We start from the raw sequence: 12,127 nt of genomic DNA, 5'->3' as shown, positions 1-12,127 counted from the left end.
TGGGTAGTCATGAGTCGTCATGGGTGGTTCGGCGCGCTGGTCAATGGCCATGGGATGCGCTAAAAAACCACTCAACGTATCGGTCATCACTCGCCAAGCTTCAGTTTCAGCACCACTGATACTGGCGAGAATATTGAACTTTTGTCTAGGCTGAGGGTCCTATCAGGTATCCTCGTAGGCAGGCAGAACAACCTGTTGCGACGTGTTCCCAAGCGGATCGAGCTGACCGGCTCTTCGCTCCGACACGCCGCCCAGCATGGAGACATCGCAGATGAGCAACAGTCTTCAATCCATTGGGAACCTTTCCCCGGGTCACGATCTCAACGGCTACATTCAAGCGGTCAACGGCATTCCCGTGCTGACGGCCGAAGAGGAACACGACCTGGGCGTACGTCTGTACGAAGAGGACGACCTCGAGTCGGCTCGTCGCCTGATCATGTCGCACCTACGCTTCGTTGTTCACATCGCTCGAAGCTATTCGGGCTATGGGTTGCCGCAGGCCGATCTGATTCAGGAAGGTAACGTCGGGCTGATGAAGGCGGTCAAACGCTTCGATCCCTACCAGGGAGTTCGTTTGGTCTCCTTCGCGGTTCACTGGATCAAGGCCGAGATTCACGAGTATGTGCTGCGTAACTGGCGCATCGTCAAGATTGCGACCACCAAGGCGCAGCGCAAGCTGTTCTTCAATCTGCGCAGCGCCAAGAAGCGTCTTGCCTGGTTGAACAACGACGAAGTCGACGCGATCGCCAAGGATCTCGACGTCAAGCCCAAGGTCGTGCGGGAAATGGAAGGTCGCCTGTCATCCTATGATGCGGGCTTCGATGCCAGTCCCGGCGAAGAGGAAGATCAGGGCTATCAGGCGCCGGCGCAGTATCTCGAGGATCACAGTTTCGACCCGGCGGCCAAGCTCGAAGCGGACGATTGGGAAGCCGACTACACGGGTCGGCTACGGGGCGCCTTGGGCGAACTGGACGATCGTTCGCGCGACATTCTGCAGCGTCGCTGGCTCTCCGATCACAAGTCCACGCTGCATGAGCTGGCCGATGTCTACGGGGTCTCTGCCGAGCGGATTCGTCAGCTCGAGAAGAACGCCATGAAGAAGATCAAGCAGCAGCTTGGTGATACGGTAGCCGCCTGATACTCGGCGTCTGTGATCGGGGCATCTGTTATCAACGCGTCCTGCCACATGGGCGCCTGGTACCTGGCAACGGTAGCGCCTCGTAACCGGAACGCCTTGTCTAAGAGCTTCATGTCGCAGTCAGCCTGGTCGATGAGAACAGGCCAGCGTTAGTTATCTCATCTGCCTGACGACTGCCTCTCGTATAGAAAAACTGCCGTCAAATCGATGCACAGCCCGAACCCTGTATTGCACGAGGTTCGGGCTTTTTAATGTCGGTTTGGTGTCCGCTTAGTTTTCGCTTCGTGTCCGCCTGTCGGTCTTCGGTGGGAAGATTCTGAAGCGGGACTCTGTTGTGGCGTTGTGGCAGTCCGTCCCGTGCCTGCAGTCTCGTCATATTCTTATCAGCCAATCAAAAAAAGCGGCGGTGTCATCGACACCGCCGCTTGATCGTACTTGATCATATCAACAACATTTTCGGATCAACGCCCCGGCAGGTACTTCCTGACCGGGGCCTGATTCGTCACTGCGATGAGGCGTCATCCTCGTCCTTCGGCAGTGCGTAGGCGATCACATAGTCGCCGGTAGGCGTTTCCATGAAGTGATGCCCGGTGGCCACGATGACCACATACTGACGCCCGTCGGCTTCATAGACCATCGGATTGGCCTGGCCACCCGCCGGCAGCGGCGCCTGCCACACTGTCTCGCCGCTCTCGATGTCGATGGCGCGAATGAGGTCGTCGGTCGCCGCAGCGATGAAGATGAGGCCGCCTGCAGTCACCGCCGAGCCGCCGTTATTGGGCGTGCCGATATCGATCGGCAGGCCCGAACGGATGCCCCACGGGCCGTTGGCGCGAGCCGTACCCAGCGGACGGTCCCACAGGGTATCGCCGCTCGCCAGATCGATGGCGCGAATATGCCCGTAAGGCGGCTGTTTGCAGAGCATGCCGGTGTACGGCACGCGCCAGCCGGCGTTGACATTGATCGCATAGGGCGTATTGGCCTGTGGATCACCGGCGCCTTCGGCTCCACCCGTGTCTTCCTTCTGCTCGTCGCGCGGCACCCAGCCGAGCTTGTTGGCGACATCACGCGGCACCAGCTCGTTGTAGTTGGGCATGTCGTTGTAGTTGGCGATGATCACGCCGCGATGCGGATCGATCGCCACGCTGCCCCAGTCGGAGCCCCCGTTGTAGCCGGTGTACTGGATCCACGGCTGTTCGGCGGTCGGCGGGGTGTACATGCCTTCCCAGCTCGCCTGACGGTACTGGATACGACAGAACAGCTGGTCGAACGGGGTCATGCCCCACATGTCCTTCTCGTCGATGTCCGGCTGGCGCAGCGTGGCGTAGAGCGAGAACGGTTGCGTCTTGCTGCGCTGATCCGGTTCGGCGCCGCCCTGGGGGACCGGGCGTTCTTCGGCACCGCCGCCCAGCAATTCGCCGGTCTCGCGGTTGAAGACGTAGATCTCGCCCTGCTTGGTCGGCATCACCAGCGCTGGCACCTTGCCATTGTCGGTGGGGAAGTCGATCAGCGTTGGCTGCGAGCCGGGATCATAATCCCAGACATCCTTGTGTGAGGTCTGGAAGTGCCACTTCGGCAGGCCGGTCTCGACGTCGATCGCGACCATCGATGCGGCCCACTCGTTCTCTTCCGGTGTGCGCGAACTGCTCCAGTAATCGCCGGCACTGTTGGCCATCGGCAGATAGATCATGCCGAGCTTGCTGTCGCCCACGGCGGTGGTCCACATGTTGGGAGAACCGCGTACGTAGGTGTCATCGCCCGTCAACGGCTCGCTCTGGTCGGGACGGCCTGCATCCCAGGCCCATAGCAGCTCACCGCTCTCGACATCGTAGCCCTTGATCACGCCGGAGGGCGGATAGCGGCGCTGACCATCCAGCACCTGGTGGCCGGTGATGAGCACGTTGCGTACCACGATCGGTGCAGAGTTGATGGAGACGTAGCCGTCCGGGGTCTCGCCCATGTTGCGCTTGATATCGACCTGGCCATTGTCACCGAAGTCGGTGCAGGGCTCGCCGGTAGCGGCGTCGACTTCGATCAGGCGGCCATCCAGCGTGCCGGAGATGATCCGCGCCTGGCAGGACTGATCGTCGTTCGAAGCGATTGCGCCCTGGCCGGAAGACGTATCGTCTGTCGGCGCTGGTTGATTGTCGCCGCTCTGGCTATCGTTGCCGTTCTGGCCGTTCTGGCCGTTCTGGCCGTTCTGGCCGTTCTGGCCGTTCTGGCCGTTATCGGCGGCCGGAGAGCCTTCGCCGTTCTGAGCCGTCGACGGATCGACGCTCGACGATGAACCTGTCGGTGTCTTGTAATACGTCACGCCACGGCACGCGGCGGTGTAGGGAATGGCGTCTTTGGAAACTTGCGGATCGTAGCGCCAGTTCTCTTCACCCGTCGCGGCATTCAGCGAGATCAGGATATTGCGCGAGGTGCACAGGAAGACATCGTCGCCGACCTTCAGCGGCGTGGTTTCCGCACCCCAGCGGTGGTCGAGAATGTCGCCGGTGCGGTACTGCCAGGCCACCTCGAGATCACCAACGTTGTCCGGCGTGATCTGGTCGGCAGGGGAGTAGCGCGTAGCCGCCGAATCCCGGCCATAGGCGGACCAGTCTTCGTCAGCGGGAACATCGGCCGGCTGGGCGTCCCCGACATCGGTGGACAGCGACTCCTGGGCCAGTGCCGGCACATCTTCGGGATGCTCATAGCCGCGGTTCGGGAGGAAAGCCAGTGCCCCGGCCACGATCAGGCCCAGGAACAGGACACCTGCGACAGAAAACCCGGCCTTGCGTGACGGACCGCCCCGGAGCGCGGGAGTGACCAGTGCGACCAAGATGGCGAGAATCAGCACCACGTCGAGCCGAGGAATCCAGCGCCAGTAATTGAGCCCCGACTCCCAGGCCGCCCACAGGAACGTACCGATGAAGACGATTCCGTAAATACCGGCGCCGGAGATCCGGCCGCGAAACAGTTGGATGCCGGCAATCAGCATCAATATCCCGGCGATCAGGTAATACCAGGAACCGCCGAGTGTCGCCAAATAAGCGCCACCGGCTCCCAGCGCCAGACCGACAAGTGCAACGATGATCCCGACAAGCTTGGCGAATATTGCGCCAACGCCGCCGGAAGAGGTCGAAGTGGCCACGGAATTCTCCCTTGAAACAAACTCTAATGGTTATTCAGGCGCATGCTCCGCTGCGCCAGATGCTTACCGCGACATGTAGTCGCATGCGATAAGGATAGTCATGGTATCGCAGGGTAGCGATGATTTCAGGCCACAAATTCACGTTAATTCGGGCTTTTTGGCGACCTATTGCGTCAACCCTTTTGTCCGGCAAAGGTTTAAGGGGGGTAGCCGTTTTGTTACGGTAAATGTGCAATAAGCCTACAAGAGCGTCCAACGGCTTGTTCGACGGCTTTATCAACGGCTTTTTCGACAACACCGGAATAACGGTAACCTAATAATATCGAGGATCCGTACTAATAGCCTGTAATAAGAATCCGTATCCGGGATCCGAGCCCGGCATCCGTACTAATAACCTGTACTAAGGGAACGACAACGTGACTTCACCGATCTTCAAATCCCTCGGCCTTGCCGTAGGGCTGATGGCGTGCGTGCCGACGGCGCTGGCGCAGACTTCACAGGATAACGACGCGATCCAGCGTCGGCTCGACGCCTTGCAGCAACAAGTCCAGCAGCTGCAACAGCAGTTGGCCGAACAGCGGGAGAGTCAGCAGACGAAAGCGACCAAGACCCGCGACATGGCCGAAGAAAATCGCTCCATGCTGGACGAGGTCGGGACGCCGCAGTTCAGCGGTACCGTGGAGCTGGGTTACACTTTCAATGACTGGGACGAGACCAGTCAGGACACGGCCGGGGATCTCGATTTCGGCAAGTTCATTCTGGGGATGGATGGCGGCGAAGGCTCGCTCTCCTACTCCTTCCAGTATCGTCTCTACGATGGCTATCGTTTTCTGCACCATGCCTGGGCCGGTTACCAGTTCGGCGATAATGACAACGTCAAGCTCGGTCTGGTCCAGACGCCGTTCGGCAACATGGATTACGGCTATCTCGGCTGGTACGGCAGTCTCCCGTACCTGGCGGGTTTCAATGACAACCAGAATGCCGGCATCAAATGGGATCATACCCAGGGTGCCTGGGAGTCCAGCCTAGCTTTCTTCAAGAGCGATCAGCTGGGTGACGGTAACGAGCACTATGGCGCCAATGCCATCGGTGACAGCGCGCAGGGCAATACCGAGGAAAATCAGCTGGCCGGGCGCTTGGCGTACACCTTCAATCAAGGGAGTGACTACACCACTCAGGTCAATCTTTCCGCCAAGGGTGGGCAGCTCTATAACAACAATACGAACAAGAGCGGAGACAGCTGGGCGGTGGCGATGGGTCTGGATGGCAGCTATGGCAACTGGATGACTCAGCTGCAGGCCACGACCTACGAGTTCAATGCCAAGAACCCGAGTGAAGCCGCTTCCGGCATTTCCGACAACGTGGTTCAGATTGGCGCGTTTGGCTTCAACTACCTGATTCCGGCCGAGGGCGAGATGTACTCGGCGAGTCTGGCCTACAGCATGGATGTCGACTGGGGGCCGATCGAGAACGCCTACTTCTTCAATGACTTCAGCTACATCGACCCGTCTGACGACTTCTCCGCCATCAATGGCGGCTATGGCGACATGGACGATCCGATGCTCAACGACATCGGCGTCAAACTGACGGCTGGTCGCTATTACGCCTGGTTCGACGTCATCACCAACAAGAACGGGCTGAACTACTTCGGTTCTCCTGTCGATGACGGCTGGCATACCAGCATCCAGTCCCACTTCGGTCTGACTTACTGATCCGAGCCAGGGATGGTGAAAGATGAACGCCCAGCGATTGCTGGGCGTTTTTTTTGGCCGGCCGGGGCCGCCACGGGCTTGCGAGGCGCCGGCATACGGCTCTCGGGGATCTTCTTGTATATTTTATACGAAAAGCCTAGTGTCTATTATCAGCCGGCTTCAGCCGGCCTACGAAAAGCTTAGTGTCAGAATGTAACTTTCCATGGCAGGATGAAGGAATGCCGCGATCAGCGCGGTCCAGGCACGGAAGGGCGCAATGCCCGACCCCTTTGCAGTACCAACAAACAAGCATGAACAAACAAAAAGCGCTGAAGGGAGTGTTGCTGTATGGGTAAATTTCTCAAATTGATCGCCTCCGCGGCCGTCATCAATCTCGCCGCCGGTTCTCTCGCCATGGCTCAGGATGGCCCCATCACGCTGGGCGTTCAGGTCCCGACGACCGGCTCCGAAGCGACTTATGGCAAGGACATGTTCAACGCCATGTCGTTGGCCGCCGACGAGATCAACGCCAAGGGTGGATTGCTGGGCGGCCGTCAGATCGAGCTGGTGACCGGCGATACCGCCTGTGATCCGCAGCAGTCGGTCAACGCGGCCAGCCGTCTGGCCTCGCGAGAAGTGGTCGGCGTCGTCGGCGGGTATTGCTCCGGTGCCACCCAGCCCACGCTCAAGACCTACGGTGATGCCAATATCCCGTTCGTGATCGTGGCCGCCAACTCGACGCAGCTGATTCCGGCCAATCCAGGCAACGCGGTGATGATCAACTCCACCGGTGACGATCAGGCCAAGACCGCGCTCGACTTCTTCGAGGGCAAGGGAATCGAGAAGCTGGCCATCGTCAATCAGGGCGACGCCTATTCGCAGGATCTGGCCAACCTGACCCGCGATGCCTGGACCGGCGCCGGCCACACCGTCTCCGCGTTCGAGTACATCAACAAGGGTGAGCAGGACTTCTCGGCACTGGTCAACAAGATCCGCGGCTCGGGTGCCGAGGCGGTTTTCTGGACGGCGTACTACGCCGACGGTGGCTTGCTGATTCGCCAGCTCCGTCAGCGCGGTTTCCAGGGCACCATCGCGGTGGGCGATGGCTCCAACTCACCGGAACTGTTCAACATTGCCGGCCAGGCGGCAGAGGGCGTATTCGCGTTTTCCAACCCGACCGCCGACTTCCTGCCGGCCGCCAAGCAGTTCATCAGCGACTACCAGTCCAAGTTCGACAATGCGCCGGGGCCGTATGCGCCGCTCGCCTATGACGGAATGCAACTGATGGCCTGGGCCATCGACAAGGCCGGCTCGACGGACGCCGATGCCATCATCAAAGCCCTGAACAGCGCCGATGGGCAAGAGTGGCTGGCCGGCCCGATCTCCTTTACCCCCCAGCATACGCTGGCGCGCAGCAACTTCGTGGTACTCGAAGGGCAGGGCGGCAAGTGGACCCGCTACGAGAAGAAATGACGGGTAGTGCCGTAGCTCGATCAATCGCTTGAGCCGACGGTGTCGGCGAGCGCTGCGGGAATGTTGATGCCCGCAGTGCTCTCGGCGCACCCCTTCCGCTTTCCGCTGTCCAGAGATGCACGCTCATGACCTGGTACGACTCTTTTCTGCAGCAGCTCGTCGACGGGCTGGTGTTGGGCTCCTTTTATGCCCTGGTGGCGCTCGGTTACACCATGGTGTTCGGCGTCATCAAACTGCTCAACTTCGCCCACGGCGATCTCTACATGACCGGTGCCTTCGCGGGTTTTGGCGGACTATCGCTGATCTCCGGTTTCGTCGGCGCCGGCTGGCTCGGCATCTTCATCGCCATGCTGCTGGCAATGCTCGCTGTGGGCTGTCTTGGCGTGGTGATCGAACGGGTGGCCTATCATCCCATGTTCGGTGCGCCGAGGCTGTCGATCCTGATTACGGCGTTGGCGGTTTCGCTGGTACTGCAGAACGCAGCGCTGGCACTGACCGGTGGCCAGTACACCGCGTTTCAGACCGATCTGGGATTCGGTGGCTTCAACCTCGGCAATCTCTTTCTTTCCTATAACCAGATTGTCCTGGTCGCGACCGCCGCGGTGTTGCTGATTGCGCTCGAACTGTTCGTTTCCAAGACGTTGTACGGGCGCGCCATGCGTGCGGTGTCGATCGACAAGGACATGTGCCGGATGATGGGGATCAACGTCTCCGCGGTGATCGCGGTGACGTTCTTCATCGGCTCGGGGCTGGCCGCCGCCGCCGGCACCATGGCGGGTGCGTACTACGGCAGCATCTGGTACTTCATGGGCTTTCTGATCGGATTGAAGGCCTTTACCGCCGCGGTGATCGGCGGGATCGGCAGTATCACCGGGGCGATGCTGGGAGGCCTGATTCTGGGCCTGCTGGAGTCCTTCGGTACGCACATTCCGTTCATCGGCAGCGAGTGGAAGGACGTTTTCACCTTCTCGATCCTGATTCTGGTGCTGGTATTCAAGCCCACCGGACTGCTGGGCAAATCCGAAGTGGAGAGGATGTGACATGTCCGAACCCAAACCAACCCCGGTGACTGCCCCAGACGGCCAAGAACCGCGGCCGCGGAATCTGTTTCAGCGCCTCTATGCCGCCTTCGAATCACCGGGAAGACGGCGCGCACTGCATGTCGTCATTCTGGCCATTCTGATCGTCACGCCATGGATATCCAGTCAATACACCACGGTCATTCTGACCAACGCGCTGCTCTACGTCGTGCTCTGCCTGGGACTGAACATCGTGGTCGGCTATGCGGGGCTGCTCGATCTCGGCTACGCCGCCTTTTTCGCCGTCGGCGCCTATACCGTCAGCATTCTGACCCAGCAGTTCGGGGTCAACTTCTGGGCGGCCATTCCGTTTGCCCTGCTGGCCGCGGCGCTCGCCGGGGTGATCATCGGCGGGCCCACGCTGCGTCTTCGCAGTGACTATCTGGCGATCGTGACGCTGGGCTTCGGCGAAATCGTGCGCTTCACCGCGCGCAACCTGGAGATCACCGGTGGTGCCAGCGGTCTGTCGCACATACCGGAGCCGTCGCTGTTCGGCTGGCACATCGATAGCTCGATCGACTTCTACTACGTCTTCGTAGTGCTGGCGGTGCTGGCCTATGTCGCCAGTCAGCGGCTGTTCGATTCCCGGCTGGGGCGGGCCTGGCTTTACGTGCGCCACGACGAGGACGCCGCCGAAGCGATGGGGATCAATCGCGTGGCGACCAAGCTGGCAGCGTATGTGACCGGCGCCATCTTCGGGGCGATCGGCGGGATTTTCTTCTCGGTCAATCTGGGGGCCATCTCGCCGGAGAGCTTCAGCTTCCAGCAGTCGGTGCTGATTCTGCTGGCGGTGGTGCTGGGTGGCATGGGCAAGATACCCGGCGTCATCCTGGGCGCGTTCATCGTGGTGCTCGGCCCCGAATTGCTGCGTGATTTCGGCACGCTGCGACTGCTGATATTCGCCGTACTGCTGTTGCTGATCATGCTGTTCCGGCCGAGTGGTATCTGGCCCGAAAAGAGATCCTAGGAGAAAGCGATGCTGCTGCAACTGAAACAGGTGTCGCTGAGCTTCGCCGGCAACACCGTACTGCACGATGTCGACTTCGGTGTCGAGGCGGGGCGCATTCACAGCCTGATCGGCCCCAACGGCGCCGGCAAGACCTCGATGTTCAACGTGATCACCGGCTTCTATCGCCCGCAGCAAGGCGATATCACCCTGGATGGCGAGCGTATCGTCAAACGCAAGCCGCATGCCGTGACCCGGATGGGCATCGCTCGTACCTTCCAGAACGTGCGCCTCTTCCGTGAGATGTCGGTGCTCGAGAACGTCATGGCCGGCCAGCACTGCCGGACCAAGTCCGGTGCGCTGGCGGCGATACTGCGCCTGCCGAGTCAGCGCGCCGAAGAGCGCCGGATCCTCGAGACCAGTCTCGAGTGTCTCGATTTCGTCGACCTGCTGGGGCAACAAGAGCGACTGGCGACCAATCTGGCCTACGGGCATCAACGCCGGGTCGAGATCGCCCGCGCCCTGGCGACCGAGCCCAAGCTGTTGCTGCTCGACGAGCCGGCGGCGGGGCTCAACAGCAGCGAGAAACAGAGCTTGATCGAACTGATTCGACGCATCCGGGACGAGCGCGGCGTCGCTGTGCTGCTGATCGAACACGACATGAGCCTGGTGATGAACGTCTCCGAGCGAATCAGCGTGCTCGATCACGGCAGTCTGATCGCCGAGGGCGACCCCCACACGGTGCAGAACGATCCCAGGGTGATCGAGGCCTATCTCGGTCAGGACGACGAGGAGCTGGCACTGTGACGCAAACCACGACACCACACGAGGCAGCGCGATCCGAGGTATCGGCCACTACCGAGCGGCCTGGCAAGGTGCGCCTGAGCATCCGCGACGTCGAAGCCTTCTACGGCAAGATCCAGGCTTTGCGAGGCGTGACCCTGGATGTGCACGAAGGCGAGATCGTGACCCTGCTGGGCAGCAACGGCGCCGGCAAGTCGACCACGCTCAAGACCGTGTCGGGGCTAGTGCGGGCGCAGCGGGGCGACGTTCAGCTCGAAGGGGAGTCGGTCGCCAAGCTCGCCGCCCACGACATCGCCCGCCGCGGCGTGGTCCACGTGCCCGAAGGGCGCCGGATCCTGCGGGGGCTGACGGTCAAGGAGAATCTGGAACTCGGCGCGTTCACGGTCAAGGACAACGCGCTGCGCCGCCAGCGACTCGACGAGGTCTACGGGCTGTTTCCGATCCTCCACGAGCGCCGCCATCAGGATGGTTCGCTGCTCTCCGGCGGCCAGCAGCAGATGCTGGCGATGGGGCGAGCCTTGATGCACGGTCCCAGCGTGATGCTGCTCGACGAGCCCTCGATGGGGCTGGCACCCAAGCTGGTGACCGACATCATGCGCATCATCAAGCGTCTCAACGAGGCCGGGACCACCATTCTGCTGGTCGAACAGAATGCGCGTCTGGCGCTGCGTCTGGCGCATTATGCTTACGTGATCGAAAACGGCGAGATCCGGATGCAGGGCGCGGCGGCTGAACTTCGCCAGGACGAATCGATCGTGAAGTCCTATTTAGGCGTTGGCGAATAACAGGGGGTCAGGGAATAGCAGACTTCGGAGAATCGAATGCAGACCAGTCGAGTGATTCATAGCGTCAGCTGTCATGCCGAGGGCGAGGTCGGGGACGTCATCGTCGGCGGAGTGGCACCGCCGCCCGGCGACACGCTGTGGGAGCAGTCACGCTGGGTCGCACGCGACCAGACGCTGCGCAACTTCATGCTCAACGAACCTCGCGGCGGCGTCTTCCGGCACGTGAATCTGCTGGTGCCGCCCAAGGATCCGCGCGCGCAGATGGGCTGGATCATCATGGAGCCGGAAGACACCCCGCCGATGTCTGGATCCAACAGCCTGTGTGTCGCCACCGTACTGCTCGAAACCGGCATTCTGCCGATGCAGGAGCCGGAAACGCAGCTGGTACTGGAGGCGCCGGGCGGAGTGATCGAGATCATGGCGCGTTGCGAGAATGGCCGGGTGCTGGACGTCACGGTGCGCAACCTGCCGGCATTCGTCGACCGGCGCGATCTGCAGCTCGAAGTGGCCGGGCTCGGAACGCTGCGCGTCGATACGGCGTTCGGCGGCGACAGCTTCGTGATCGTCGATGCCGAGGATCTCGGCTTCCGACTGGTCCCGGACGAAGCGCGAGAGCTGGTCGAAACCGGCATCCGCATCACCAATGCGGTCAACGAGCAGTTCGGCTTTCATCACCCCGCCAATCCCGAGTGGCAGCACGTCTCGTTCTGCCAGATCGCCGCGCCGCTGACGCGGGAGGGCGACGCCTGGCTGGGGCGCAACACGGTGGCGATTCAGCCCGGCAAGCTCGACCGTTCGCCCACCGGTACCGGCTGTTCGGCGCGTATGGCGCTGCTGCATGCTCAGGGCAAGCTCGGGCTGAACGAGACCTTCATCGGGGAATCGATCATCGATTCGCGCTTTTATTGCAAGCTCGATGGCACGACTCGCGTTGGCGGCAAGGAGGCGGTGACGCCGCTGATCCGCGGACGCGCGTTTATCACCGGCACCCATCAGCACACCCTCGACCCTCACGACCCGTGGCCCGCCGGCTATCGTCTCGCCGACACCTGGCCGTGTATCGGCCGCTGAAGGC

9 protein-coding genes are annotated in these 12,127 nt (G+C 61.2%); 8 read left to right on the top strand and 1 reads right to left on the bottom strand.

Annotated elements, in window-relative coordinates:
- The first annotated feature begins 271 nt into the window (after positions 1-271).
- Complete coding sequence (gene rpoH, locus ACUN9V_RS12120) at positions 272-1,138, top strand: RNA polymerase sigma factor RpoH (RefSeq protein WP_445511565.1); 867 nt, start codon at positions 272-274, stop codon at positions 1,136-1,138.
- Positions 1,139-1,640: 502 nt separating this feature from the next.
- On the opposite strand, the gene ACUN9V_RS12115 is transcribed toward rpoH, so the two are convergent.
- Positions 1,641-4,274, bottom strand: coding sequence for a membrane-bound PQQ-dependent dehydrogenase, glucose/quinate/shikimate family (locus ACUN9V_RS12115; protein ID WP_445511564.1), 2,634 nt, complete (start codon positions 4,272-4,274; stop codon positions 1,641-1,643).
- Positions 4,275-4,690: 416 nt separating this feature from the next.
- Between ACUN9V_RS12115 and ACUN9V_RS12110 the strand changes: the two genes are divergently transcribed.
- From ACUN9V_RS12110 to ACUN9V_RS12080, 7 genes are all read left to right on the top strand, one after another.
- Complete coding sequence (locus ACUN9V_RS12110) at positions 4,691-5,986, top strand: hypothetical protein (RefSeq protein WP_445511563.1); 1,296 nt, start codon at positions 4,691-4,693, stop codon at positions 5,984-5,986.
- A 327-nt stretch (positions 5,987-6,313) separates the two neighbouring features.
- A complete protein-coding gene (locus tag ACUN9V_RS12105) occupies positions 6,314-7,438 on the top strand; it encodes a branched-chain amino acid ABC transporter substrate-binding protein (protein WP_445511562.1) in 1,125 nt (374 codons plus the stop codon).
- Positions 7,439-7,563: 125 nt separating this feature from the next.
- Positions 7,564-8,478, top strand: a complete 915-nt coding sequence (locus ACUN9V_RS12100; RefSeq protein WP_075560815.1) for a branched-chain amino acid ABC transporter permease — start codon at positions 7,564-7,566, stop codon at positions 8,476-8,478.
- Position 8,479: 1 nt separating this feature from the next.
- A complete protein-coding gene (locus tag ACUN9V_RS12095; RefSeq protein WP_439286536.1) occupies positions 8,480-9,484 on the top strand; it encodes a branched-chain amino acid ABC transporter permease in 1,005 nt (334 codons plus the stop codon).
- A 9-nt stretch (positions 9,485-9,493) separates the two neighbouring features.
- Positions 9,494-10,270: an ABC transporter ATP-binding protein gene (locus ACUN9V_RS12090; protein WP_445511561.1), complete on the top strand. Its 777-nt coding sequence runs from the start codon at positions 9,494-9,496 to the stop codon at positions 10,268-10,270.
- Positions 10,267-11,052, top strand: a complete 786-nt coding sequence (locus tag ACUN9V_RS12085) for an ABC transporter ATP-binding protein (RefSeq protein WP_445511560.1) — start codon at positions 10,267-10,269, stop codon at positions 11,050-11,052. Before ACUN9V_RS12090 ends, ACUN9V_RS12085 begins: the two co-directional genes overlap by 4 nt.
- Positions 11,053-11,088: 36 nt before the next feature.
- Positions 11,089-12,123 (top strand): trans-3-hydroxy-L-proline dehydratase, encoded by a 1,035-nt coding sequence (locus tag ACUN9V_RS12080; RefSeq protein ID WP_445511559.1) that lies wholly within the window; start codon positions 11,089-11,091, stop codon positions 12,121-12,123.
- Positions 12,124-12,127 lie beyond the last annotated feature (4 nt).

The sequence above is a fragment of the Salinicola sp. V024 genome (assembly GCF_052645315.1).
This window is presented reverse-complemented; position numbering and strand designations above follow the sequence as displayed.